At 58.4% G+C, this 26,084-nt stretch carries 22 protein-coding genes and 4 tRNA genes; 5 read left to right on the forward strand and 21 right to left on the reverse strand.

Annotated elements, in window-relative coordinates; all coding sequences use genetic code 11:
- Positions 1-42: 42 nt before the first annotated feature.
- The 8 genes from fabV to tig all read right to left on the reverse strand — a co-directional run bounded on the left by fabV (position 43) and on the right by tig (position 9,940).
- On the reverse strand, positions 43-1,245 hold the full coding sequence (gene fabV, locus QUE41_RS16290) for an enoyl-ACP reductase FabV (protein WP_286340052.1): 1,203 nt from the start codon (positions 1,243-1,245) through the stop codon (positions 43-45).
- Positions 1,246-1,436: 191 nt separating this feature from the next.
- On the reverse strand, positions 1,437-3,281 hold the full coding sequence (locus QUE41_RS16295) for a SurA N-terminal domain-containing protein (protein WP_286340053.1): 1,845 nt from the start codon (positions 3,279-3,281) through the stop codon (positions 1,437-1,439).
- 95 nt (positions 3,282-3,376) lie between these two features.
- A tRNA-Asp gene (locus QUE41_RS16300) sits at positions 3,377-3,453 on the reverse strand.
- 44 nt (positions 3,454-3,497) lie between these two features.
- Complete coding sequence (gene hupB, locus QUE41_RS16305) at positions 3,498-3,770, reverse strand: nucleoid-associated protein HU-beta (RefSeq protein WP_028109509.1); 273 nt, start codon at positions 3,768-3,770, stop codon at positions 3,498-3,500.
- A 294-nt stretch (positions 3,771-4,064) separates the two neighbouring features.
- On the reverse strand, positions 4,065-6,413 hold the full coding sequence (lon, locus tag QUE41_RS16310) for an endopeptidase La (protein WP_286340054.1): 2,349 nt from the start codon (positions 6,411-6,413) through the stop codon (positions 4,065-4,067).
- A gap of 154 nt (positions 6,414-6,567) precedes the next feature.
- On the reverse strand, positions 6,568-7,848 hold the full coding sequence (gene clpX, locus QUE41_RS16315) for an ATP-dependent protease ATP-binding subunit ClpX (RefSeq protein ID WP_286340055.1): 1,281 nt from the start codon (positions 7,846-7,848) through the stop codon (positions 6,568-6,570).
- A 72-nt stretch (positions 7,849-7,920) separates the two neighbouring features.
- Complete coding sequence (clpP, locus tag QUE41_RS16320) at positions 7,921-8,538, reverse strand: ATP-dependent Clp endopeptidase proteolytic subunit ClpP (RefSeq protein WP_286340056.1); 618 nt, start codon at positions 8,536-8,538, stop codon at positions 7,921-7,923.
- Positions 8,539-8,629: 91 nt separating this feature from the next.
- Positions 8,630-9,940: a trigger factor gene (gene tig, locus QUE41_RS16325; RefSeq protein ID WP_286340057.1), complete on the reverse strand. Its 1,311-nt coding sequence runs from the start codon at positions 9,938-9,940 to the stop codon at positions 8,630-8,632.
- A 408-nt stretch (positions 9,941-10,348) separates the two neighbouring features.
- Between tig and QUE41_RS16330 the strand changes: the two genes are divergently transcribed.
- Positions 10,349-10,642, forward strand: a complete 294-nt coding sequence (locus tag QUE41_RS16330) for a hypothetical protein (RefSeq protein WP_286340058.1) — start codon at positions 10,349-10,351, stop codon at positions 10,640-10,642.
- Between the two features lie 68 nt (positions 10,643-10,710).
- Here QUE41_RS16330 and QUE41_RS16335 read toward each other — a convergent pair.
- The 3 genes from QUE41_RS16335 to QUE41_RS16345 form a co-directional block, all read right to left on the reverse strand.
- A tRNA-His gene (locus QUE41_RS16335) sits at positions 10,711-10,786 on the reverse strand.
- Positions 10,787-10,794: 8 nt separating this feature from the next.
- Positions 10,795-10,871 (reverse strand) — tRNA-Arg (locus QUE41_RS16340).
- 64 nt (positions 10,872-10,935) lie between these two features.
- Positions 10,936-11,012 (reverse strand) — tRNA-Pro (locus QUE41_RS16345).
- 205 nt (positions 11,013-11,217) lie between these two features.
- Between QUE41_RS16345 and folD the strand changes: the two genes are divergently transcribed.
- Positions 11,218-12,072 (forward strand): bifunctional methylenetetrahydrofolate dehydrogenase/methenyltetrahydrofolate cyclohydrolase FolD, encoded by an 855-nt coding sequence (gene folD / locus QUE41_RS16350; protein WP_286340059.1) that lies wholly within the window; start codon positions 11,218-11,220, stop codon positions 12,070-12,072.
- 67 nt (positions 12,073-12,139) lie between these two features.
- Here folD and cysS read toward each other — a convergent pair whose 3' ends face one another.
- Positions 12,140-13,513, reverse strand: coding sequence for a cysteine--tRNA ligase (gene cysS / locus QUE41_RS16355; RefSeq protein WP_286340060.1), 1,374 nt, complete (start codon positions 13,511-13,513; stop codon positions 12,140-12,142).
- A 166-nt stretch (positions 13,514-13,679) separates the two neighbouring features.
- Between cysS and QUE41_RS16360 the strand changes: the two genes are divergently transcribed.
- The 3 genes from QUE41_RS16360 (at position 13,680) to QUE41_RS16370 (ending at position 15,716) form a co-directional block, all read left to right on the forward strand.
- A complete protein-coding gene (locus tag QUE41_RS16360; protein ID WP_286340061.1) occupies positions 13,680-14,174 on the forward strand; it encodes a peptidylprolyl isomerase in 495 nt (164 codons plus the stop codon).
- Positions 14,164-14,922 (forward strand): UDP-2,3-diacylglucosamine diphosphatase, encoded by a 759-nt coding sequence (locus tag QUE41_RS16365; RefSeq protein WP_286340062.1) that lies wholly within the window; start codon positions 14,164-14,166, stop codon positions 14,920-14,922. Before QUE41_RS16360 ends, QUE41_RS16365 begins: the two co-directional genes overlap by 11 nt.
- 194 nt (positions 14,923-15,116) lie before the next feature.
- A complete protein-coding gene (locus QUE41_RS16370; protein ID WP_286340063.1) occupies positions 15,117-15,716 on the forward strand; it encodes a Yip1 family protein in 600 nt (199 codons plus the stop codon).
- Positions 15,717-15,782: 66 nt separating this feature from the next.
- Here the strand turns inward: QUE41_RS16370 and purF are convergent, their stop codons facing one another.
- The 9 genes from purF to QUE41_RS16415 all read right to left on the reverse strand — a co-directional run bounded on the left by purF (position 15,783) and on the right by QUE41_RS16415 (position 26,065).
- Positions 15,783-17,297 (reverse strand): amidophosphoribosyltransferase, encoded by a 1,515-nt coding sequence (gene purF, locus QUE41_RS16375; protein WP_286340064.1) that lies wholly within the window; start codon positions 17,295-17,297, stop codon positions 15,783-15,785.
- Between the two features lie 54 nt (positions 17,298-17,351).
- Positions 17,352-17,840 carry a CvpA family protein gene (locus tag QUE41_RS16380; protein WP_286342959.1) on the reverse strand — a complete coding sequence of 163 codons (489 nt, stop codon included), beginning with the start codon at positions 17,838-17,840 and terminating at the stop codon, positions 17,352-17,354.
- Positions 17,841-17,974: 134 nt separating this feature from the next.
- Positions 17,975-18,550: an SPOR domain-containing protein gene (locus QUE41_RS16385; protein ID WP_286340065.1), complete on the reverse strand. Its 576-nt coding sequence runs from the start codon at positions 18,548-18,550 to the stop codon at positions 17,975-17,977.
- A gap of 3 nt (positions 18,551-18,553) precedes the next feature.
- A complete protein-coding gene (folC, locus tag QUE41_RS16390) occupies positions 18,554-19,807 on the reverse strand; it encodes a bifunctional tetrahydrofolate synthase/dihydrofolate synthase (RefSeq protein ID WP_286340066.1) in 1,254 nt (417 codons plus the stop codon).
- The gene (gene accD, locus QUE41_RS16395; RefSeq protein WP_286340067.1) at positions 19,807-20,673 is read right to left on the reverse strand and encodes an acetyl-CoA carboxylase, carboxyltransferase subunit beta; all 867 of its coding nucleotides are present in this window, start codon (positions 20,671-20,673) and stop codon (positions 19,807-19,809) included. Before accD ends, folC begins: the two co-directional genes overlap by 1 nt.
- A gap of 224 nt (positions 20,674-20,897) precedes the next feature.
- Positions 20,898-21,689, reverse strand: coding sequence for a tRNA pseudouridine(38-40) synthase TruA (gene truA / locus QUE41_RS16400; RefSeq protein ID WP_286340068.1), 792 nt, complete (start codon positions 21,687-21,689; stop codon positions 20,898-20,900).
- Between the two features lie 269 nt (positions 21,690-21,958).
- The gene (locus tag QUE41_RS16405) at positions 21,959-23,770 is read right to left on the reverse strand and encodes a FimV/HubP family polar landmark protein (protein ID WP_286340069.1); all 1,812 of its coding nucleotides are present in this window, start codon (positions 23,768-23,770) and stop codon (positions 21,959-21,961) included.
- A gap of 149 nt (positions 23,771-23,919) precedes the next feature.
- Entirely contained in the window at positions 23,920-24,936 is a 1,017-nt protein-coding gene (locus QUE41_RS16410; protein WP_286340070.1) for an aspartate-semialdehyde dehydrogenase, read from the reverse strand.
- Positions 24,920-26,065, reverse strand: a complete 1,146-nt coding sequence (locus tag QUE41_RS16415; protein WP_502875906.1) for a 4-phosphoerythronate dehydrogenase — start codon at positions 26,063-26,065, stop codon at positions 24,920-24,922. Before QUE41_RS16415 ends, QUE41_RS16410 begins: the two co-directional genes overlap by 17 nt.
- Between the last annotated feature and the right edge of the window lie 19 nt (positions 26,066-26,084).

Here is a 26,084-nt window from a genome sequence, read left to right on the forward strand (position 1 = left end):
AAAAACCGCCGTGGAGGCGGTTTTTTCGTTCGGCATCTGAGCTTAGATGTCGATAACGTCAAACTCAACCAGAGGGTTGACGTCGGCATCGTAGTCAATGCCCTCGACACCAAAGCCGAACAGCTTGAGGAACTCTTCCTTGTACTCGACGTAGTCGGTCAGCTCTTTGAGGTTGTCGTCGGTCAGCTGGGCCCACAGATCGCGGCAGTGCTTCTGAATGTCGTCACGCAGCTCCCAGTCGTCCAGGCGCAGGCGGTTCTCTTCATCCACCTCGGCAGCAGAGCCGTCCGCCTTGTAGAGGCGCTCACTGAACATGCGGTAGATCTGCTCCATGCAGCCCTCATGCACACCCTCTTCCCGCATCTTCTTGAACACCATGGCGATGTACAGAGGCATAACCGGAATGGCGGAGGAGGCCTGGGTCACCACGGACTTGAGCACCGCCACATTGGCGCTGCCGCCATTGGCCTTGAGCTTGGCATCCAGGGCGTGGGCCGCACGGTCCAGATCCTTCTTGGCGTCGCCCAGGGCACCGTGCCAGTAGATGGGCCAGGTGATCTCGGTGCCGATGTAGCTGTAGGCCACGGTCTTACAACCATCGGCCAGCACACCGGCGTCGTTCAGGGCGTTGATCCACAGCTCCCAGTCCTCACCACCCATTACGGTCTTGGTGGCGGCGATCTCCTCCTCGGTGGCAGGCTCGATGGAGGCTTCGAACAGGGCGTCCTTGTTGGTGTCTACGGCGGTGGCGGTGTAGGTTTCGCCCTTGGGCTTGAGTACGGAGCGCACCACTTCACCGGTATCGGGCATCTTGCGAACCGGAGAGGCCAGAGAGTAGACCACCATATCCACCTGACCCAGGTCGGCTTTGATGAGGTCGATGGTTTTCTGCTTGGCCTCGTGGCTGAAGGCGTCACCGTTGAGGCTCTTGGCGTACAGGCCGGCTTCGTGGGCCAGCTTGTCGAAAGCCGCGGCGTTGTGCCAGCCGGCGGTACCAGGCTTCTTCTCGGTAGCGGGCTTCTCAAAGAACACACCGATGGTGGCCGCACCACAGCCAAAGGCGGAGGCGATGCGGGAGGAGAGGCCATAGCCACTGGAGGAACCGATCACCAGTACCCGCTTAGGGCCTTCGGCGATGGCGCCCTTGGCCTGGGTGTAGGCGATCTGCTCACGTACATTCTGCTCACAGCCAACCGGGTGAGTGGTGGTACAGATGAAACCGCGAATCTTTGGCTTGATGATCATCAATAATTCCCTTGTCTGGTGCCTGCATTTTGGCAGGAGTTCGGCCCCAAGTTTAGGCCCGTTCTAAAAATTTTCCGGAAAGCTTATCCAAAAGCGTCGACTACGGAAAGGAAAAAACCGCAGATCCGACCATCGGCACAGATAGCAAAAAGGCGCGGACAAGCCGCGCCTTTCACACAATCAGCCGAGGCTTATTGAGCAGCGTAATAGCTGATCTCCGCACTGGCGCGCAGGGCAGCAATCAGAGACTGATAGTTCTCCTGCCCCATGACACCGGCCAGACGCAGCTTCAGCGCATCGGCGGCGGCGCGCTCGGCGTCACCGTCGCTGACCTTGTCCAGGGCCACGATGGCGTAGTCACCACTGCTCAGCTTGATGCTGCCCAGGGTCGGCTTGCCGGCGGGGCGAGCCAGGGTAAACACCTGAGACACCAGCTGAGGGTCAACGCCAGGCTTGCCCATGCGGCCCAGGCCAGTCTCGGTCACCATCCCTTCCAGGGCGGCACCGGACTCCAGCTCCGCCAGCTTGGCGGCGGCGGCAGCCTCGGCCAGCTTGGAGGCCTCTTCTGCCTTCAGCTGAGCCAGGATCTGGTCGCGCACCTCATCCAGGGGCTGAGTGCCGGCGGCGTGATAATCCTTGGCACGCACCACGATGACGTGGCCACTGCCCAGCTCAATCACGTCGCTGTTCATCTGGTCCAGAACCACGGCGTCAGAGAAGGCCGCATTCAGGACTTTCGGGTTGCTGAAGGGCTCTTGGGCATTAAAGCGGTTAAACAGTTCGGTGCTCTGAACCGCCTTGCCCACTTCGGCAGAAGCATCGCTCAGGCTCTCAGGGAACTGGAAGGCCGCATCCACCAGACGCTGCTGCATGTCGTAGAAAGCTTCCTGCGCCTTCTCCAGCTTCACGGTCTCGGCAATCTCAGCCTTCACGTCCTCAAAAGGTGCGGCGACATCGGTCTCAATGTCTTTGGCCTGGATGATCTGGAAGCCGAAATCGGATTCCACAATCTCAGACACCGCGCCCTTTTCCAGGGCAAACAGGGCATCATCGAACGCCTGGTCCATCATGCCGCGCTGGAACCAGTCCAGCTCACCGCCGTTCTCGGCGGAGAAGTCTTCCGACACCTCTTTGGCCACATCGGCAAAGGCTTCGCCGGCCTGGATGCGGGCCAGAGCCTGTTCCGCCTTGGCACGGTCTTCCACCAGAATCATCGCCGCCAGACGACGCTCAGGCTTCTGGTACAGGTTCAGATGGCTGTCGTAGTAGGCCAGCAGCTCGTCGTCGCTGACGTCCACGTCTTTGGCCAGATCTGCAGCGCTCAGTTCGATGTACTCCAGGCTTACCTGCTCTGGGGTGGCAAAGCGATCCAGGTTGGTGTCATAGAAGATCTGCACCTGCTCGTCGCTCACGCTCACCTGCTCCAGGTAGCCGGACTTGGCGATGGTCAGGTAACGGATATCCCGCAGCTGTTGCTGCAGAGCCAGCAGATCCTGAGCCTGCTCAGAAGTGACAATCTCGCTGCCGAACAGGGTGCTCAGCAGTTGCTGACGCACCAGATCCTGGCCGATGGTGGCCGCCAGACGATCCGGGGTCATGTTGATCTGGCGAAGTACCGCCTGGTAACGGTCATTGTCGAAGGCACCGTCTACCTGAAACTCTGGGGTCTCTACAATGGCTTGCTTGATCTGCTCATCGGATACGCGCAGACCCAGCGCACGGGCCTTCTGGTCGATGAGGCGCTCGGAGACCATACGCTCCAGCACGGAGCGCTCTACATTGGCCATCCAGGCAGGGTCGGCAGCCAGGGTGTCAAACATCTCGCCCATCTGGTTACGCAAGCGGTTCTGCTCATTCTGCAGCGCAACGCTCAGGTCGTAGCGGGTGATGTCTTCACCATTGACGTTGGCGGCGTTGGCCTGGCCGTTGGAGCCCAGGTAGCTGTAGATTCCGGACAGTGCAAATGAAAGAATCACGGCACCCAGGATGATCTTGGCGGCGCCTCCCTGCGATCCTTCACGAATTTTTTCTAACATCAGACGTCTCTTTTCGAACGAGCTGGAAGGGGTTGTATCCCAGTATAAGGGTACAAAACAAAAAAAAGCGCATCGGGGATGCGCCTTTGTATAGCTGGCGGAGTGGACGGGACTCGAACCCGCGACCCCCGGCGTGACAGGCCGGTATTCTAACCAACTGAACTACCACTCCGAAACTAAAAAACGCTCAGAAAGTTCGGAGCGTCTTCAGGTAACTTAGTTTACCGCGTCTTTCAGCGCTTTACCGGCCTTGAATGCAGGGATCTTCGCAGCTGCGATCTTGATCTCTTGGCCAGTTTGAGGGTTGCGACCGGTGCGCTCGGCACGCTCGCGAACTTCGAAAGTACCGAAACCGACCAGGGAGATCTTGTCGCCCTCTTTCAGAGTGTCGGTGATTGCTTCAATGAAGGAATCCAGAGCGCGGCTAGCCGCTGCTTTGGAAATATCAGCACCAGAAGCGATTTGATCGATCAGTTGAGATTTGTTCATTTCATCCCCTTCAATTCTAATTTTGCGCCGCTGCCATTCCATACGCTAGCGCGGTCTGCGGAGAGTTTTATATCAAGCCTAATTTCAAAGTTCAAGCGTTCAAAGTGCCGCATGACATGGAAACCAGGATACCGCTCAAAGCCAGTCATGCCGCGCCCTATAGCGCACTGAGCCTTGGTTCAAACCATACACTACACAGCGAAAACGAGATTGCAAAGCCCTTTTTGCGGTTTTTGCCCCAAAATCAAAAATGCGCCTTAAAAAAGGCGCATTTTGGGGGGTGTTTAGCCACTTTTAGGCCACAGATTCAAACCCTTCCGGTGGATTTTCCAGGGCCAAGCTCAAAACTTCATCAATCCATTGGACCGGATGGATGGCCAAATCCTTCTTCACGTTATCCGGAATCTCCTCCAGATCCCGTGCATTCTCTTTTGGAATAAGCACAGTTTTGATGCCACCACGGTGTGCGGCCAGCAGTTTTTCCTTCAGGCCACCGATGGGCAGAACTTCACCCCTCAGGGTGATCTCACCTGTCATGGCCACGTCGGCGCGCACCGGATTGCCGGTCAAACTGGAGACCAGAGAGGTGCACATGGCGATACCCGCAGAGGGACCGTCTTTCGGGGTTGCCCCCTCAGGCACGTGCACATGGATGTCCCGCTTCTCATAGAAGTCCGGATTGATGCGCAGCTTCTCGGCACGGGAGCGCACCACGGTCATCGCCGCCTGGATAGACTCCTGCATCACATCCCCAAGGGAGCCGGTGTAGGTGAGCTTGCCCTTACCGGCCACTGAGGTGGCTTCGATGGTCAGCAGATCGCCGCCCACCTCGGTCCAGGCCAGGCCAACCACCTGTCCCACCTGATTGTTCTCTTCCGCCTTGCCATAATCAAAGCGCTGAACACCCAGGAAGTCTTTGAGGTTGTCGCCATTGACGGTTACCGACTTCTGCGACTTGTCCAACAGCAGCTGCTTCACCGCCTTGCGACAGATCTTGGAGATCTCCCGCTCCAGGCTACGCACGCCGGCCTCCCGGGTGTAGTAGCGGATGATGCCGATGATGGCGTCATCTTCTACGGTCACCTCACCAGGCTTGAGGCCATTGCGCTTGATCTGCTTGGAAAGCAGGTGCTGCTTGGCAATGTTGAGCTTCTCATCCTCGGTGTAACCGGACAGACGAATCACCTCCATCCTGTCCAGCAGAGGACCGGGGATGTTCATGGAGTTGGAGGTGGCCACAAACATCACGTCGGACAGGTCGTAATCCACTTCCAGGTAGTGATCGTTGAAGGCGTTGTTCTGCTCAGGATCCAGCACCTCCAGCAGCGCCGACGCCGGGTCACCGCGCATGTCGGAGCTCATCTTGTCGATCTCGTCCAGCAGGAACAGCGGGTTGCGCACTTCGACCTTGGCCATCTTCTGGATCAGCTTGCCGGGCAGCGAGCCGATGTAGGTACGACGGTGACCGCGGATCTCCGCTTCATCACGCACCCCACCCAGGGCCATACGCACGTACTTACGGCCGGTGGCCCGGGCGATGGATTGACCCAGAGAGGTCTTACCCACCCCTGGAGGCCCCACCAGGCAAAGGATAGGCCCTTTCAGCTGTCTGACCCTGGATTGCACCGCCAGGTACTCCAGGATCCGCTCTTTCACCTTCTCCAGACCATAGTGGTCCGCATCCAGCACGTCCTGGGCCCGGGCGATGTCCTTCTTCACCTTGCTGCGCTTGGTCCAGGGCACGCTCACCATCCAGTCGATGTAGCTGCGCACCACGGTGGCCTCGGCAGACATGGGGGACATCATCTTCAGCTTGTTCAGTTCGGCTTCCGCCTTCTCCTGAGCTTCCTGAGGCATACCCGCCTCGGCAATCTTCTTGGAGAGGGCTTCGAACTCATCGGGCACGTCATCCAGCTCACCGAGTTCTTTCTGAATCGCCTTCATCTGCTCATTCAGATAGTACTCGCGCTGGCTCTTCTCCATCTGTTTCTTGACGCGGGAGCGGATCTTCTTCTCCACCTGGAGAATGTCGATCTCCGACTCCATCATCGCCATCAGGTACTCGAGGCGCTCGGCGACGTTGTCCATCTCCAGGACCGCCTGCTTCTCCTCCAGCTTCAGCGGCATGTGGGCAGCCATGGTGTCTGCCAGACGCGCCGCTTCATCGATGCCGTTGAGGGAGGTGAGCACCTCGGGGGGAATCTTCTTGTTGAGTTTGATGTAGCCTTCAAACTGACCGATGGCGGTGCGCACCAGCACCTCCTCCTCGCGCTCCTCCATCCGCTCTGTTTCCACAAAGCGAGCGTCGGCCACCAGGAAGGGTTCCTCATCGGTAAACTGCTCGATTCGAGCACGTTGACTGCCCTCGACCAGCACCTTGACGGTACCGTCGGGCAGTTTCAGCAGCTGCAGAATCGACGCCACAGTACCAAGCTGGTAGACATCATCAACTGAGGGGTCGTCCTGCTCAGCCTCCTTCTGGGCGACCAGCAGGACCTGCTTGTCCTGCTCCATGGCCGCTTCGAGGCAGTTGATCGACTTCTGCCGGCCAACAAACAGGGGGATCACCATATGGGGGTAGACCACCACATCCCGTAATGGCAAAACCGGGATCTGGACGAGGTCGGAGCGCTCTATTGTCATGGCTCTATTCCATTTCAGCTACCGGCCTGCTCCAAACGCAGGCCATCCGTAATTCAGTATATGGGGGCATTTCTGACAGTTTCAATTGTTTATTTGAATTCGAACCAATAAAAAAGGAGCCAAATAGGCTCCTTTTTTCAACACACTAGCGAAATCACTCTGATGAAGCCGCCTGGGCATCCGAGCCATCGTAGATAAGGATGGGATCGGACTCCCCCTTAATCACAGACTCGTCGATCACCACCTTGCTGACGTTCTCCGCAGAGGGGAGATCGTACATGGTATCCAGCAGCACCCCTTCCACGATGGAGCGCAGACCGCGAGCACCGGTCTTGCGGGCCATCGCTTTCTTGGCAATGGCACGCAGGGCGTCGTCACGGAACTCCAGACCCACGTCTTCCAGGGCAAACAGGGCGCCATACTGCTTGGTCAGCGAGTTCTTCGGCTCCTGAAGAATCTCAATCAGAGCGGCCTCGTCCAGTTCACCGAGAGTCGCCACCACGGGCAGACGACCGATGAACTCAGGGATCAGGCCGTATTTCACCAGATCCTCAGGCTCCACCTGCTGGAAGGTTTCGGTCAGAGACTGGTTGTCGTTCTTTCCGCGAACCTCGGCACCAAAACCGATGCCGGTGCCGGTCAGAGCACGCTGCTCAATCACCTTGTCCAGGCCGGCGAAGGCGCCGCCACAGATAAACAGGATCTTGGAGGTGTCCACCTGCAGGAACTCCTGCTGGGGATGCTTGCGGCCACCCTGAGGCGGCACCGCGGCAACGGTGCCTTCAATCAGCTTCAGCAGCGCCTGCTGCACACCCTCACCGGACACATCTCGGGTGATGGAGGGGTTGTCAGACTTACGGGAGATCTTGTCAATCTCATCGATGTAGACAATGCCGCGCTGCGCCTTCTCTACATCATAATCGCACTTCTGCAGCAGCTTCTGGATGATGTTCTCCACATCCTCACCCACATAACCGGCTTCGGTCAGGGTGGTGGCGTCTGCCATGGTGAAGGGCACGTCCAGGAAGCGGGCCAGGGTTTCGGCCAGCAAGGTCTTACCTGAGCCGGTAGGACCGATCAGCAGGATGTTGCTCTTGCCCAGTTCCACTTCGGCGTTATCGCCGCCGTGGCGCAGGCGCTTGTAGTGGTTGTATACCGCCACCGCCAGCACCTTCTTCGCCTGGCCCTGACCAATCACATAGTCGTCCAGGTGAGAGCGGATCTCGTGAGGAGTGGGCAGGCGATCACTGTCCCGCTTGGGCACCAGCTCCTTGACCTCTTCACGAATGATGTCGTTACAGAGATCCACACACTCATCACAGATATAAACAGAAGGACCGGCAATCAGCTTGCGTACTTCGTGCTGGCTCTTTCCGCAGAAGGAGCAGTACAGCAGCTTGCTGTTTTCGCCATCGCCCTTGGAGATATCACTCATTCAGCTACCTCATCGCTGTGCCCGCCGAAGGGAAAGTCCACCTTAGTGTACGTCACCTCCGGCTGCTTTGCTTTACTCTGCGCCGCGCTTGGTCAGTACGGAATCGACCAGTCCGTACTCGACGGCTTCGTTGGCACTCATGAAGTTATCCCGGTCGGTATCACGCTCGATGACCTCAAGAGGCTGACCGGTGTGCTCAGCCAACAGGCTGTTCAGTTTTTGTTTGATGCCGATGATCTCCTGGGCATGGATGGCTATGTCGGACGCTTGGCCCTGGAAGCCGCCCAGAGGCTGGTGGATCATCACCCGGGAGTTGGGCAGTACATGTCGCTTGCCCTTGGCCCCGCCGGCCAGCAGGAAGGCACCCATGGACGCGGCCTGCCCCATGCACACTGTGCTGACGTCAGGCTTGATGAACTGCATGGTGTCATAGATGGACATACCTGCAGTCACCGACCCACCGGGAGAGTTGATGTACAGATAGATGTCCTTGTCCGGGTTTTCGGACTCCAGGAACAGCAGTTGCGCCACCACCAGGTTGGCCATGTGATCTTCTACCGGACCGGTAAGAAAGATCACACGCTCCTTCAGCAGGCGCGAATAGATGTCGTATGAACGTTCACCCTTGGCGGTCTGCTCAACCACCATAGGGACCAAAGCGTTGAGAGGAGATTCGAGCAAATGCTGCATATTCAATCCGTTTCCTAACAAAATGGCTCGCATGAGAACAACCCCATACGAGCCATAATATGATCGGCCACAGGGGCCAAGTCAAATCAACTTAGGCAGCAGGCTGCTGTTGATTCATGAACTCTTGGAAGTTCACTTCCTTCTCAGAAACTTTAGCATCAGCCATCAGAGCTTCTACAGCCTGCTCTTCCAGGGCAACGTTGCGCATGTTCTGCATCATTTCCTGGTTGTTGTTGTAGTACTCAACAACTTCCTTAGGATCTTCGTAAGCGGAGGCCATGGACTCGATCAGAGCGGTCACGCGCTCCTCTTCCACTTTCAGCTCTTTCTGCTTGATCACTTCACCCAGCAGCAGACCGATGCGAACGCGGCGCTCGGCTTGCTCGGTGAACAGCTCAGCAGGCAGCTCAGGCATGTTGTTGCCCTGCATGCCGCCGAAGCGCTGCATGGCTTGCTGACGCAGAACGTTGATCTCACCTTCAACCAGAGGCTTAGGCACGTCGATCTCGTTGGCCTTCAGCAGACCGTCCAGAGCTTGCTCCTTCACCTTGGCTTTCAGGGCCTGGCTCAGCTCGCGCTCCATGTTCTTGCGGATCTCTGCTTTCAGAGCGTCCATACCACCTTCGGTGATGCCGAACTTGGTTACGAACTCATCGTTCAGCTCAGGCAGAACCTGGGCTTCAACGGAGTGCAGCTTGATGGCGAACTGAGCGGCTTTGCCCTTCAGGTTCTCGGCGTGGTACTCCTCAGGGAAGGTCACGTCGATGGTGAACTCGTCACCGGCTTTCTTGCCCATCAGGCCGTCTTCGAAGCCAGGGATCATGCGGCCGGAGCCCAGAACCAGCTCGAAACCTTCGGACTTGCCGCCGTCGAAGGCTTCGCCGTCGATGGAACCTTCAAAGTCCAGCTTGACCTTGTCGTCGTTGGCCGCTTCGCGCTCAACGGCGTCGAAAGTAGCGTGCTGCTTACGCAGGGTCTCGATCATGTTGTCTACGTCGGCATCAGTCACGTCGCAAACAGGCTTCTCGATTTCGATGTCGTTCAGGCCAGCCAGCTCAACCTCTGGGTAGACTTCGAACAGGGCGTTGAACTGCAGGTCTTCACCTTCGTTGTCAGCAACAACCTCGAAACGAGGGGCGCCGGCAGGGTTCAGCTTCTGCTCAACGATGGCTTCGAAGAACTTCTGCTGCATCAGCTCACCCAGGGTCTCCTGACGGATGGCAGCGCCGTAGCGCTTCTTGAATACAGACACAGGCACTTTACCGGGACGGAAACCGTCCAGACGTACGCGCTTGGCTTCGGCCTTCATCTTCTCAGTTACTTTAGGCTCGAATTCGGCGCTCTCAACGGTAATGGTCAGGCGGCGCTCCAGGCCTTCCAGGGTTTCAAAAGAAACTTGCATTAGGTTACCTCAAGTACTCGTGTTCTTTGTGGCCGGTCGTTTATCCCGACCGGCGAAAAATCGTGGCGCGGCCCTATTTCCAAACCGCGCAATTCAGGTGTGAATCAACGACTTTAGACCTCGAAGCCCGATGCGTGTCATGGCTCCAAAATCGGCCGAGGTTTCCCGTCGGCGCCTGTCACATCCTGCCTAAGCCAATAGTAGGACGCGCCATTATAGCCATAGGTCTATGCGGAGTCGAGACAGCATTGTCAATGGCTGGAGAAGATTTTCGTCAGCTCACTGTTTAACGCGCTTTTCCGGGCAAATTCTGAGGCAGATCAATAGCAGGGCCGGGCTCGGTGGCACTCCCAGGCCCCAGCAACCACACTTAGGGTAAGACACTGTCCATGCCGGGGGAGGAGGTCCATGCGAGCCCAATACTGCCACATCGGCAATCAGATGATTGAAGTCGCGGTCATCGACGACGTAATGACCATAAAAGGCCACGGCAGTCTGTCCGACGTCACGGTGGACATTCCCTATGCCGAAGCGCTCGAGGCAGCCAAAGCCTATGTGGAGCAACATGGAGGTGACCTGCCCCAACTGTATCGGGCCGGCTGGATGGCGGAGGAAAACCGCTACGAAGAGAAAGGGATCTACTCCAGCAACCCTGACCTTCAGGTCTGGCAGGACCGCAAAGCCACAGAGCAAACGAAATAGCCCGCAGGAACAAGCACCGTTCTTAAACGAAAAAAGCCCCTGAAAATCAGGGGCTTTTTTCTGAATGATGGGGTGGCTGATGGGATTTGAACCCACGACAACCGGAATCACAATCCGGGACTCTACCAACTGAGCTACAGCCACCACTGTTATGGCGCACCCGGCAGGATTCGAACCTGCGACCAGCTGCTTAGAAGGCAGCTGCTCTATCCAACTGAGCTACGGGCGCAAGAAAATGACCTATCCGGTGCATTTTTTGAGAAATCGGCAAACCAGCCAACAACTCCAAAAAGTGGTCGGTGATAGAGGATTCGAACCTCTGACCCTCTGGTCCCAAACCAGATGCGCTACCAGGCTGCGCTAATCACCGACTGTTTGTTGTGTCGGGTTACCCCTCGACAACGGGGGCGAATATTAGCGGCGGTGGCTTCCAAGGTCAAACACTTTTTTATGCATCCATTTCCAATTGGACAATCCCTGTACTCCAACCACACTAATTTCATGACACAGCGCACTTTAGCTGGCAAAATGCGCAGCGGCGTCAACCTATTCAGCTACATAGGAAGTCTGTAGAGATGACAGCAACACTAATAGACGGCAAAGCCATTGCCGCGTCCGTTCGTCAGAACATCGCCTCACAAGTTCAATCCCGTACCCAACAGGGCCTGCGCGCCCCCGGACTGGCCGTTATCCTGGTCGGCAGCGACCCCGCTTCCCAGGTCTATGTCGGCAACAAGCGCAAAGCCTGCGAGCAGGTGGGCTTCGTCTCCCGAAGCTTCGACCTGCCCGCCGATACCACGCAAGCCGACCTGCTGGCTCAAATTGACCTCCTCAATAACGACCCCAGCATCGACGGCATTCTGGTGCAGCTTCCCCTGCCCGAACACATCGACAGTGCCACCGTCATCGAGCGCATTCGCCCCGATAAGGATGTGGACGGCTTTCACCCCTATAACGTTGGCCGCCTGGCCCAGCGCATCCCGGTGCTGCGCCCCTGTACCCCTCTGGGGATCACCCACCTCATCGAGTCCACCGGCGTGAAAACCCACGGCCTGCATGCGGTGATCGTTGGCGCCTCCAACATCGTCGGCCGCCCCATGACCCTGGAACTGCTGCTCGGTGGTTGCACCACCACCACCTGTCACAGATTCACCAAGGACCTGCGCCACCATGTGGAGCAGGCGGATCTGCTGGTGGTGGCCGTGGGCAAGCCCAACTTCATTCCCGGCGAGTGGATCAAGCCCGGTGCCATCGTCATCGATGTCGGCATCAACCGCCTGGAGGATGGTCGTCTGGTCGGAGACGTGGAGTTCGATGCGGCCAAAGAGCGCGCCGGACACATCACCCCGGTGCCTGGTGGCGTGGGCCCCATGACCATCGCCTGCCTGCTGCAAAACACCCTGTTTGCCTGCGAGCAGTACCACAGCTAGGCCGCTCTGGTTTAGACCACCCAACAAAAAAGCCCGCAAATGCGGGCTTTTCTTTTCCAGGCAGGCGTTACTTGCGGCGCCAGGTGGTGCCGCCGGCACCATCTTCCAGCACAATGCCCATGGCGGTCAGGGCATCCCGGGCTTCGTCGGCCTTACCCCAGTCCTTAGCGGCACGGGCATCGTTGCGCTGCTTGATCAGAGCTTCGATGGTCGCCACCTCATCCTCATCACCGCCCCCTTGCAGGAACTGCTCCGGTTGCTGCTGCAAAATGCCCAGCACCTCGCCAATCCCCTTCAGGGTCGCCGCCAGATCTGCGGCCAGCTCAGGGTTGTTCTCTTTGGCGATGTTGAGCTCACGGGCCAAGTCAAACAGCACGGATACCGCTTCAGGCGTATTGAGGTCGTCGTTCATCGCCTCGCGGAAGGTGGTCAGATAGCTCTCCAACACCTGCCCGTCCTCCGGGGCGCCACGCAGGGCTGTATAGAGTCGCTCCATGGCGGCGTGCGCCTGGTCCAGATTCTCTTCGGAATAGTTCAGCTGGCTGCGGTAGTGACTGGAGAGCAGGAAGTAGCGCACCGACTCACCCTGATACACCTTCAGCACATCCCGGATGGTGAAGAAGTTACCCAGAGATTTGGACATCTTCTCCTTGTTCACCTGAACCATGCCGGAGTGCATCCAGTAGTTCACATAGTTGTTGTCGTTGGCGCAGCAGCTCTGAGCCACCTCATTCTCATGGTGAGGGAACATCAGGTCCGAACCACCGCCATGGATGTCAAACACCTTGCCCAGGTGCTTCTCGTTCATGGCAGAACACTCAATGTGCCAGCCAGGGCGGCCTTTGCCCCATGGGGAATCCCAGGAGGGCTCACCGGGTTTGGCGCTCTTCCACAGGGCAAAGTCCATGGGGTTGCGCTTGGCCTCCTCCACGTCCACCCGGGCACCAGCCTGCAGCTGCTCCAGATCCTGCTTGGAGAGTTTGCCGTACTCGCCGAAGGTGTTCACCTCAAACCAGACATCACCATTGTCAGAGACATAGGCATGCTCCTTGTCCACCAGTCGCTGAATGATGTCGATGATCTCAGCCATGTGGCCGGTCACCGTTGGGGTGATGTCCGGACGCAGCAGGCCCAGGGCATCGAAGTCTTGGTACATCGCCTGGGTGAAACGCTCCACCAGGGCGTCGCAGCTCTCACCGTTTTCTGCGGCACGACGGATGATCTTGTCGTCGACGTCGGTGATGTTGCGGACGTAGTTTACCTCCATGCCCAGGGAGCGCAGGTAACGAACGGCGATATCGAACGCGACGTAGGTGCGACCGTGACCGATGTGACAGTAGTCATAGATGGTGACCCCACACACATACATGCCCACCTTGTTGGGGACGATAGGGGTAAAGGTCTCTTTCTGTCTGGTCAGCGTATTAAAAATCTTTAGCATTGCACCGCTCGTTATACTGTTTGACGTTAAGCGAAAATCAAAGGCGATAGTTTATCACGACTTCACCTGCTGAAAACGGGCTTTTTGAGCCTGGGGGAACTACCCCTTTTCTCACACCTTTTGCTTAAGGTAAAATTTGTAAACCATTCATAATGAGGTCCCTATTATGGTGACACTGACCACCAACTTCGGCGATATCAAGCTGGAACTTTTTACCGACAAGGCCCCTAAAACCGTTGAGAACTTCCTGAACTACGTGAAGCAGGGTTTCTACGACAACACCATCTTCCACCGCGTCATCGACGGCTTCATGGTTCAAGGTGGTGGTTTCACCGCAGACATGCAGCAAAAACCAACCGGTGCCGGCGTTGAGAATGAAGCCAACAACGGCATCTCCAACAAGGTGGGCACCATCGCCATGGCCCGCACCCCAGATCCACACTCCGCCACTGCCCAGTTCTTCATCAACGTGAACGACAACACCTTCCTGGACTTCAAAAACGAGTCCATGCAGGGTTGGGGCTACTGCGTATTCGGCCAGGTGGTTGAAGGCATGGATGTGGTTGAGAAGATCAAGGCGGTAAAAACCGGCAACCACGGCATGCACCAGGACGTTCCCCTGGAATCTGTGGTTATCGAGAGCGCCAAGCTTGAAGACTGATAACCTTCAGAGGGTCGCCGTCGGCGGCCCTCGCACCCTGTTTATCGGCGACCTGCACCTGAGTGCCGAGCGTCCCGACATCACCCGGGCCTTCGCCCGCTTCCTCGACACCGAACTGCCCGGCGCCGACGCCCTCTATATCCTGGGTGATCTGTTCGAGGCCTGGATCGGGGATGACGACCTGACCCCCTTCAATCGCGACATCGCCGCCCTACTCCACCAGGCCAGCGCCCACGCGCCCATCTTCTACCTCCACGGCAATCGCGACTTCCTGGTGGGACCGGACTTTGCCAAGCGCGCCGGCATCACCCTGCTGCCTGAGGTGGAAACCCTAACCCTCTACGGCACCCCCACGGTGATCCTCCATGGTGACAGCCTGTGTACCGCCGATCTGGAGTATCAGAAATTTCGCCGCCTCAGAAACCGCCCCTGGTTCCGGCTGCTGATGCTTTCCCTGCCCCTGCGCATGCGCCGTGCCCTGGCCCGTCGAGCCCGAGCACGCAGCAAGGCGGCCAATGCAGACAAGGACATGACCATCATGGACGTCACGCCTTCTGCCGTCGGCCACCTGCTCGATGCGACCCAGGCCCAGCGGATGATCCACGGTCACACCCACAGGCCCGCCATCCATCCCCTGTCCGGCAACCGCCAGCGAGTGGTGGTAGGAGACTGGTATCAGCAAGACAGCGTGCTGCTGGTGACTCCCGAGGAGTGCAAACTCTCCAGCCAGGCCCTGCCTAAATCTTAACCACCTGTAATCGCGAAGATTATTCTCAAGCTTTCCCCGTCCGGCTCGGCCTTGAGCCGGATAAAAGCGTGATCTTATTCAAACTTCTCCTTGACTCGCGCCCGGCAATCCCTAATAACTAGTCAGGAAGTAGTTGTATCGTCTGATGTTTCGACGACCATCATTGTTTGAGGTTCAAGCAGGGGATAATAACTATGATACTCAATCATTTATGGGGACTTTATGCCCATCCACGCCAGGAATGGCAGAGCATCGAGCAAACCCACGAGGGGATGGGCGCCAGCCTGACCCACATCTTTGTCATCGCACTGATCCCAGCCATTTGCGGCTTTTTTGCCAGCAGTTACATCGGCTGGAGCATCGGCGCCGGTGATCCCATCAAGCTGACCCAGGCCAGCGCCGCCAAGATGGCCGTCGCCATGTACGGTGCACTGATCGCCGGCGTGTTCCTGCTGGCCTACCTGGCTCACTGGATGGCCAAAACCTTCGGCGCCAAACCCAGCTTCACCCAGGCGGTCGAGCTCTCGGCCTACACCGCCACACCGCTGTTTATGGTCGGCTTTGCCACCCTCTATCCCGAGCTGTGGTTTGTGATGGTTGTGGGCCTGGCGGGCATCGCCTACTCGGTCTATCTGCTCTATTCCGGGGTCCCCATCATCATGAACATTCCCGAAGAGCGCGGATTCATCTACGCCAGCTCTCTGGTGACCTGCGGCCTGGTGCTGCTGGTGGCCATCCTCGCCTCCTCGGTGATCCTGTGGAATGTGGGGTTCGGCCCCTCCTACATCAGTTAACCGGTCAGTCGCAGAGAATAAAAAAACGCGCCATCAGGCGCGTTTTTTATCTCACAACTCTCCGCCCTAGGGGTGGCAGACGTTGTGGATCTCCAGGTTGCTGCTCTGCTCGGAGTCGCGCTTAGCCTTGGCGTCATCGCTGCGATCCTGATTGAGCTGATCCAGATAGGCCTGGTCCACATCCTGAGTCACGTACTGACCATTGAATACTGAAGTATCGAAGCGGCTCACCGTTGGATTCTCTTCACTCACGGCCGCCACCAGATCCGGCAGGTCCTGATAGATCAGGCCATCGGCACCAATGATCTTGCACACCTCCTCCACATCCCGGCCATGGGCGATCAGCTCCTGGGAGCTGGGCATGTCGATGCCGTACACGTTGGGGAAACGGATCTCAGGGGCCGCCGACGCAAAGTACACCTTGCGGGCGCCGGACTCGCGAGCCATCTCGATGATCTGCTCGGAGGTGGTTCCCCTGACTACGGAGTCATCCACCAGCAGGACATTCTTGCCTTTGAACTCCTGAGCGATGGCGTTGAGTTTGCGGCGCACCGACTTCTTGCGCTCCTCCTGGCCCGGCATGATAAAGGTCCGGCCCACGTAACGGTTCTTCACGAAACCCTGACGATAGGGAAGGTCCAGCTCGTTGGCAATCTGCAAGGCGATGTCGCAGGAGGTCTCCGGAATGGGGATCACCACGTCGATGTCATGATCTTCCCACTCCCGGGCGATCTTGGCCCCCAGCTTGCGGCCCATGTTCACCCGGCTGGCGTAGACAGAGATGCCGTCGATGGTGGAGTCGGGGCGAGCGAAGTAGACAAACTCGAAGATACAGGGGTTCAGCTGCGGGGCTTCGGCGCACTGCTTGGTAAACAGCTGACCTTGGCAATCCACATACACCGCCTCTCCGGGAGCCACATCACGGATGTACTCAAAGCCCACCGCATCCAGAGCCACACTCTCCGAAGCCACCATATACTCATGGCCCTTGCCGGAGCTGCGCTTACCCAGCACCAGGGGGCGAATACCATTGGGATCCCGGAACGCCACCAGCCCCTGGCCAACAATCAGGGCCACACAGGCGTAGGCGCCGCGAACCGTGGCGTGCAGCTTGGTCACCGCCTCAAACACCTGCTCAGGGGTCAGCTCATAACCAGGTTGTTGCTGAATCTCATGGGCCAGCACGTTCAGCAACAACTCGGAGTCTGAGTTGGTGTTGATGTGGCGGCGCATCTGAGCCATCTGTTCGCTGAGTTGGTGGGCGTTGGTGAGGTTGCCGTTGTGGGCGAGGGTGATTCCGAAGGGGGAGTTGACGTAGAAGGGTTGGGCTTCCGAGGAGCTGGAAGAGCCGGCGGTGGGATAGCGTACGTGGCCTATTCCCACATTCCCTTGTAACCGCAACATGTGCTTGCTCTGGAACACATCCTTCACCAAGCCATTTGCTTTGCGCAGGCGGAAGGCTTCGCCATCCACTGTCACGATACCGGCGGCGTCCTGCCCCCGGTGCTGCAACACAGTCAACGCATCATAAATGGTTTGGTTAACGGAGGAATGAGCAACGATTCCGACGATACCACACATTATGTTTGGTCCTTAGTTGGTAAGAAGTTCATAGTTTGTAGGGTCATTCTGTTTTTATATTTTTGGTAAAAAACTGGAGCTTTGCTCCAAATATTGGAAGAACCATTGGATGACGACCTTGAACTCGGGGATCAGCAGGGAGTCCCGCCACCAGTCCGAGGAGGCCGCCGGAGTAAAACTGTCAAGGAAAAACAGGGCCGCAGCCACCACCAGGGCACCACGGGCGGCACCGAATACCACCCCAAGCAGGCGATCGGTGCCTGTAAGGCCGGTGCGATCCACCATCTGGCCCACCAGGTAGTTCAACAGTCCGCCGAGAATCAGGGTGGCCACAAAGAGCACGGCAATGGAGGCGCCATTGCGCAGCATGGGATCATCTATCTGGGTCAGGTAGACCGCCAGATCTTCATAGAAGCGGCTTGAAATCAGGAAAGCAAGCAACCACACCACCAGTGACATCGCCTCTCTGGCGAAACCACGAACCAGACTAATCAGGACCGACAGGCCCACTACGCCCAAAATGGCGTAGTCTATCCATACCATCACAGCGAGCATCGCCTCCTAGTGTTTCTTGCGCGGCAATTCTAACAGAGGGGCCAGGGTTTCTCACCTAAAATCGCCCTTGTGGGGAATCCACTAAAAAGCCCGCATGATGCGGGCTTTTACTTCGATTATGACTATATATCTGTGGCCTTATAGGGCACCAGAGCCCCCTTGAGATCCGTGGCCTTGGCCAGACGAAGCTGCTCCTTCTCCAGCTTGGACTTGGAGACATCCGGACCCACAAACACCCGATTTATCTTGCCTTCAACCGGCCGCGACGGAACGCTGTAGGCCCGAAACCCCTTCTCCCGGAGTTCGTTCACCAACTTGGTGACATTCTTGGCATTTCGAAAACTGCCCACCTGCAAGGTCCAGCCGGTTTTCACCCCGCTGCTCTTGGCCGCAGGCTTGGGCTCGCTTTTCACCGAGGCAGTCTGAACCGGCTCAGCTTTCTTGGTGGTGTCGGCCGGGGAGGCGGACGCCACAGGCTCAGCAACCGACTCAGCCTGGCCACCTTCTGGCTCCAGGGTGATCTCTTCGAACGCCCGCTCGGGTACCCCTTGAGGCAACGCCACCGGTCCCAGAGGGATGGTGGCGAAGTTTTCCTCCAGGCGGCGCTTTTCACCATCCAGCAGATTAGGCAGGAAAATCACCGCCAGCGCGGTCAATACCAGGGTGCCTACAATGCGGTTTTTCAGCTGATCCGACAACAGTTACTCTCCCTCAAACAGACTCTGGGCCTGGGCCACAGTGTAAAAGGAGCCAAACACAATGACCAGATCCAAATCCGAGGCCTGTTCACAGGCGCGCTTCAGCGCCTGCTCGACCGAGGCGTCCACCCCGCCGATACCCACGACCTTGGCGATGCGACCACCATCGGCGCCCCTGGGCACCTCCAGAGGCGCGGCAAACCAGCGGTCGACCACAGGCAGCAGCGGCGCAAGAGACGCCTCAATCTCCTTGTCGTCCAACATGGCACACACCGCCAGCACCCTGCCCTCCCCCTTGAGCTGGAGCAAACGCTGGGCCAGGTGGCGGGCGGCATGGGGGTTGTGCGCCACATCGGCGTAGACTCTCGGAGCCTGACTGAGCAGCTGCAGTCGACCAGGCAGAGACGCCTTGGCCAGCCCATCCCGCAGATTGGCATCGGAAAGTTCGGGTTTAAGCTGCTCCAGAGCCGCCAATGCGGTCACCGCGTTGATGGCAGGGAGAGAGGGAATGGGCAGGTTGTCCACCTGACGCACCGCCCCTTTGAACTGCCAGCGGTCACCTTTGAAGTCACCGTAAAAATCGGTGTCGGTGCACAGCAGTGGGGTGCCCAGCTCATCGGCCACCTCGGTGACGGAGCGCGGCAGATCCGGCTCGCCGATGATGGCCGGGACTCCAGGGCGGAAGATGCCAGCTTTCTCCCGGCCCACCGATTCCCGGGTATCCCCCAGGTACTCCTGGTGGTCCAGGTCGATGGAGGTGATCACCGCCAGATCCGCATCGATGAGGTTGGTGGCATCCAGGCGCCCCCCCAGGCCGACTTCCAGCAGCACCACGTCCGGACGATACCGGTCAAACAGATAGAGGGCCCCCAGGGCAGAGAACTCGAAGAAGGTCAGCTGAACATCGCCCCGAGCCAGCTCTATGGCGGCAAAGGCGTCCAGATGAGCCTGATCGTCCAGCTCCTGGCCATTGATGCGGACACGCTCGTTGTATCTGTGCAGATGAGGCGAGCTGAACACCCCGGTGGTGGCCCCACCCTCAAGCAGGATCGATTCCATCATGGCGCAGGTGGAGCCCTTGCCATTGGTGCCGGCAACGGTGACGACGGTGGAGTGTGGCAGAGCGTCCAACCCCATCAGGGCGGCGACCTTAGCCAGGCGGCTGAGGCCCATGTCGATGTCGGCGGGATGCACCAACAAGATATGATTAAGCCAGTCCACAAGGGACTGGCTTTCAAATCGGGTAGCGCCGGGCATTACTCAGTCTCTTGGGGGGGAGCCTGGGTAAACTTCCCAATCACTCGGGCCAGGGTGTCACGCATCTCGCGACGATCGACGATCATGTCGATGGCCCCCTTCTCAAGCAAAAACTCACTGCGCTGGAACCCTTCAGGCAGCTGCTCGCGAACGGTCTGCTCGATCACCCGCGGACCGGCAAAACCGATCAGAGCCTTGGGTTCGCCGACATTGATGTCACCCAACATCGCCAGGGAAGCGGATACGCCTCCCATGGTGGGATCGGTCAGAACCGAGATGTAGGGCAGGCCGCGCTCACTCATCTTGGCCAGGGCCGCAGAGGTCTTGGCCATCTGCATCAGGGAGAACAGCGCCTCCTGCATACGGGCACCGCCACTGGCGGAGAAGCACACCAGGGGCAGGTTCTTGTCCAGGCACACCTCAACGGCACGCACGAAGCGAGCCCCGACCACGGAGGCCATGGAGCCGCCCATAAAGGAAAACTCGAAGGAGCAGGCAACAACATGCATCCCCTTCAGCTTGCCCTCAGCCGCCACCAGGGCATCTTTCTCGCCACTGGCGCGCTCGCCCTGGGCGATACGGTCTTTGTACTTCTTGGAGTCGCGGAACTTGAGGATGTCCTGCGGCTCAAGATCGGCACCGATCTCTCTCAGGGTGCCCTCGTCGAAAAACTTTTCCAGCCGAGCACGGGCTCCGATACGCATGTGGTGATCGCACTTGGGACACACCTCCAGGTTGCGCTCCAGTTCGGCGCGGTAGAGGATCTGGTCACACTGCTCACATTTGCTCCATACCCCTTCTGGTACGGAGTGGCGACGGGCCGCGACTGTTTTACTTTTAGGCAGGATTTTCTCTAACCAACTCATCGTCGCTAGTCCTGTTTTCTGAATGGCCTGATTAGGCTGTTATCTGCTTCAATCAGGCTATTAAGTCGATAATAATAGCCTGTTTTCGAATTCTGTTTCTGGCACTTGGGTGCAAACTGGCTAAATTAAACCACAAAGGTCACACTGGCGATACCGAAAACTGGTCTAACCCGATAATTCTCGGGGAAATTGCGGCAATCTTCAGGGTTTTTTAGCCGATCTCCCTACAACGGGTCGGGAAGGAACAGAGGGCCGGGTTCAGTCTTTGGCAGACCAAACTCTTGCGGGTAGTCCACCTCGACCAGATACAGGCCTTCCGCCTTGGCGGTGGCCGCGGCCAGATTACGATCCTTGCCCGCCAGCAGCTCGGCGATCCACTCCACCGGCTGCTCCCCTTTGCCCACTTCCATCAGCGAACCGATGATGTTGCGCACCATATGGTGAACAAAGGCATTGGCTTTGATATCCATGATGACGAATTGGTTCCGTCGGCTGACGCTCAGGTGGTGAACATTGCGCCAGGGCGACTTGGACTGACACTGTACCGCCCTGAAGGCACTGAAGTCGTTCTCCCCCAGCAGCAACTGACCCGCCTGGTGCATCAGCACCTCATCCAGGTCGTGATAATAGTGGCTCACTCCCCGCCCCAGGATCGCCGGACGATACCTGTGGTTATAGATGATGTAGCGGTAGCGGCGGGCGGTGGCGGAGAACCGCGCATGAAACTCGTCACTCACCGGTTTGGCCCAGCGCACGGCAATGTCGCCTGGCAGGTTGGCGTTCAGCCCCAGGGTCCAGGCCCGCTCGGGACGAACCGCATCGGTATCAAAGTGCACCACCTGACCGGTACCATGAACACCTGCGTCGGTACGACCGGCACAGCTGACCTCCACAGGGTGATTGGCAACAACGGAGATCGCTTCTTCCAGCCGCTGCTGAACGCCAACCACTTCTCGCTGGCGCTGCCAGCCATAGTAGTGACTGCCGTCATACTCAATACCCAGTGCCACTCTCATAAACGGTTCAACCTGCTTTACTCAAAAGGGGGCGCATTATACCAGACTCCGGCCCGTTTGGATCCCGCTGTTGGACCCGGCCAGGGCGGGACATTGTACGTGATTCACAGCGACGCAACAGCCGCAATTCTAAAATCTGACGATGCCACAACCGGCGACTCTGTAGAGCAAATGCTCACACCTCGCTCCAAGCGGTTTTTGTGACACAAAGCCATTGAGCAAGCACAAAAAACGGCGGCTCAAGGCCGCCGTTTTAACCGGGTGCAGGCTTACATCTTATCCAGCAGACTCTGGGCTTCCAGCTTCTGCGACTCTGCGCCCTTCTCCACCACCTCTTTCAGCAGGGCTTTGGCGCTGTCCTTGTCGTCGATCTCGATATAGGCCCTGGCCAGATCCAGCTTGGCGCTGAAACCGCCGTCCTCATCATCCACATCCACGCCACCGGCGTCGCCCACCAGATCGGACAGGTCGGAATCCCCGATGTCCAGATCCAGGCCATTATAGGGTTCAAAGTTAGGCTCACTGCTGCCGGACTCATCCAGCAGCTTGTCGATGTCAATGAACCCCTCCTCCTGGGCGGGTTCACTGGAGACAGGCTCAGGCTGGGAGTCGACCATGGAGAGAGACGGCTCATCCGCGGTCAGATCCAGGCCGCCGAGAGACGCCTCCGGTTCCGGCATCAGGGGCTCAGGCTCAGGCTCAGAGGGGGGAAGTTCGGGCTGAGCTTCAGGCTGAACCTTGGCAGCAGGCTCCTCCGATGCCCCTTTGAGCAGGGCGTCGATCTCATCCTCGCCCAGGCTGGCTTCCACCTCCGGGGCCTCGTGACTGAGTTCCACCATGTCATTGGTGTCATCCAGGGCAACCCCAAGCTCCTCCATCACGGTATCGATGTCCGGCTCCAGCTCACTCATCGCCATGTTGGCCAGCAGTTCATCATCACCCTGGGCCTCGGATGCCTTGGGTTCAGCTTCGGTCAGGCTGGCTGCCGGCTCTTCCAGGCTCTGGTGTTCCTGGAGCAGCTCCTCGAGGGACTGGACAGGCTCATCCTCATCCTGAACCTGAGGATCCAGCTGAATGGCACTCTCCAGGTCCATCCCTTCGTTACCGTCGGCCACGTGGGGCTCCGCCGCGGTAGCGACCGGTTCGGGAACAGGAGCCAGGTTTGGATCGGAGATCTGAGCAATGCTGGCGTCAGGTTCAGGGGAGCGTCGACGCAGGAACAGCCAGATCAGCGCCAGCACAAAGATGGTCGGGACCACACCGGCAATACCCACCAACCAGGGCTTGCTCCACAGCTGCTGCCAGATGCCGCTCTCCTCCATCTCCTCCACCGGCTCGAACACTTCGCCTGTGGGCTCGGGAATTATCGGGCTGCGCAGTTGCTGTTCCAACTCACGGTTCACCGCCTGCTGATCGTCCAGTGCGTCCTGCAGCACCTGAATCTGGCCATTGACCTCTTCCAGGCGAGCCTTGAGCAACTCATTCTGTTCCAGCATGGCGCCCATCTCATCGATGGACATACCCAGGTCTCGGCGCAGCTGCGCTATCTGTTCGGCGGATCGACGCCTCTGCTCATCCAGCTGGCCACTGAGTTCAGCCAGCTTGGCGCTGACCTCATCCTGCCCCTTACTGACCGCTGGAGCAGGCTGGCTGGTCGTCGGAGCGGCAGCTTGAGGCTCGGGCTGAGTGCGAGGCTTGGGTTCGGCCTTGGGGGCTGGCTTGGCGGGCTTGCCACTCCACTGACGGTCATCCTGGGTGGCTTTGCGCTTGGCCTCCACCGGGTCGATGGCCAGGATGGTCTGGCTGTCGGGCAGCGTCAGCATCATCCCCTTTTCGAGGGAGTTGAGGTTGTTGGCATTGAACGCCTGAGGGTTGGCCTCATAGAGCGCCACCATGGTCTGGTAGACCGTGGCACCCTCAGGCTTGTGGGCATTCGCCAAACGCCACAGGGTGTCCCTGGGGCTGGTTGGACCGATGGTGACCTGCTTCACCTCGCCCTTGGGGCCGGCGAGCGATATCCCTTCGGCAACAGCACCCAGTGAAAGGGAGCAGCTCAGAGCGCCCCCCAGAAGAGCAGCCAATACCCTTTGCTTTCCAGTCATTTTGCAGGCCCGCATATCTCGAATTTTATCTGAATCTAATTACAGCGATTTCAACACTATATCTTATCTGATTCCAGGACGACAGTTGTTGTGAAGCCGCGCCGGGCGCGGGCTTCACACTTTGCTCATCAGAGGTAGTCGCGGACCAGAACTTCGGCAATCTGCACCGCATTCAGGGCAGCCCCTTTGCGGATGTTGTCCGCCACCACCCACAGGTTCAGGCCACAGGGGTGGCTCAGATCCTGACGCACCCGGCCGACAAACACCTCATCCTGGCCGGTGGCATTGCCCACCTGGGTGGGGTAGTCGATATCCTCTTCCATCAGAGTCACACCCGGAGCCTGATTCAGCAGCGCTTTCACCTCCTCCACCGAGGTGGGCTGACGGGTCTCCAGGTGAATCGCTTCACCATGACCGTGGAAGACCGGGACCCGAACGGCGGTGGCATTAACCATCACCGAGGCATCGCCGAGGATCTTCTGGGTTTCCCACAGCATCTTCATCTCCTCCTTGGTGTAGCCATTGTCCATGAAGGCGTCGATCTTGGGCAGGCAGTTAAAGGCGATCTGGTTGTCAAACACCTCACTGTTCGCCGGCAGACCGTTAAGCAGTTGGGCACACTGCTTGGCCAGCTCCTCAATGGCACGGCGCCCGGCACCGGACACCGACTGGTAGGTGGTCACATTGATGCGCTCAATGCCGTACTGCTGATGGATGGGGTTCAGCGCCACCAGCATCTGGATGGTGGAACAGTTGGGGTTGGCAATGATATTGCGGTTACGGAACTCCTCCAGGGCATGAGGGTTGATCTCCGGCACCACCAGAGGCACGTCCGGGTCGTTGCGGAAGTGGGAGGTGTTATCGATCACCACACAGCCCTCATCGGCCGCCACGTCAGCCCAGCGCGCGGACACTTCGCCGCCGGCGGAGAAAAACGCCAGCTCAACCTGGCTCCAGTCAAACTTCTCCACGTCCTCGACGGTCAGCTCTTCGCCCTTGAAACTGACGCTCTTGCCGGCACTGTTGGTGCTGGCCAGAGGAAACAGCTGTCCTACAGGAAAGTTCCGCTCCTCCAGGATCTGAATCAGGGTTTCACCAACGGCGCCGGTGGCGCCCAGAATCGCAACATTAAAGGCCTGTGCCATGAGGGTTCTCTCTTGTGTTAAATCCGAGTTGTGACCAGAGGCCGGCCTGCTGTGCAGGTCCCTCTATGGTCAGTGACATAAATTCACGGCGCTCAAGGTGCGCCTTACGCTGGCGGTCAAAACCACCCGGCTGACTGAACCAGTCCCGAAACCGCCTGTCTTGGGCATCGATGTCGTACACCAGCCGAGCCAGCCTGGCCATGTCGCCCTGGCTGCCCAGTTCAGCCAAACCTACCGAGCTGATGCTGGATGGCGGCACATAAGTGCTTAGCGGCGGAACCTGGTGGATTCCCAGGGTCTGCGCCAGCGTGTTCAGCAGTATCCAGTTCCCCCGAAGTTTTGCCTCGACACTGTATCCGGCGATGTGGGGGGTGGCGATGTCCGCCAACGCCACCAGCTCTGCCATGGGGTTGGGCTCGCCCTCCCACACATCCAGAATCAGCCGGCAATCGGGACAGGCACGCTTGTGGTCGACCAATGCCTTATTGTCCACCACCTCGCCACGGCAGGCGTTCACCAGCCAGGCATCTGGCTTGAGCATCGCCAGCCGGCCCTCATCAATCAGATGATAGGTGCAATCGTCTCCGTCCCGGTTCAGCGGCACATGGCAGCAGACGACGTCCGACCGGGTCAGCAGGGTGTCCAGGTCAACGAAGCTTCGGGCATCCCCCTGGCGCTGCAGAGGGGGATCATTAAGCAGCACCGTCATCCCCAGTGCCTGGGCCCGCTCTGCGGTGGCGCTGCCGGTATTGCCGGCGCCAATGACCCCCAGGGTGCGACCGGCCAGGCTGACGCCCAACCGTTCGGCCAGGGTGAGCAGCGCAGTGAGTACATACTCACCGACCGCCTGAGCGTTACAGCCCGGCGCATTACTCCAGGGGATCCCCCGTGCCTCCAGGGCCTGGGTATCGATATGGTCATAGCCTATGGTGGCGGTACCAACAAATTGTAACCTCGGCGCGGCAGAGATAAGGCTCTCATCCACCTGGGTCACACTTCGCACCAGCAGGATATCGGCATCGCGCACCTGCTCAGTACCAATATCACGCCCGGGGTACACACGGATCTCGGCATGGCCGCCAAACATGGCATCCAGTGCCGGCATATTCTCATCTGCAACGATAATCATCGGTCAGGGAGGGGAGTGG

Source organism: Ferrimonas sp. YFM (genome assembly GCF_030296015.1).
Classification (GTDB): domain Bacteria; phylum Pseudomonadota; class Gammaproteobacteria; order Enterobacterales; family Shewanellaceae; genus Ferrimonas.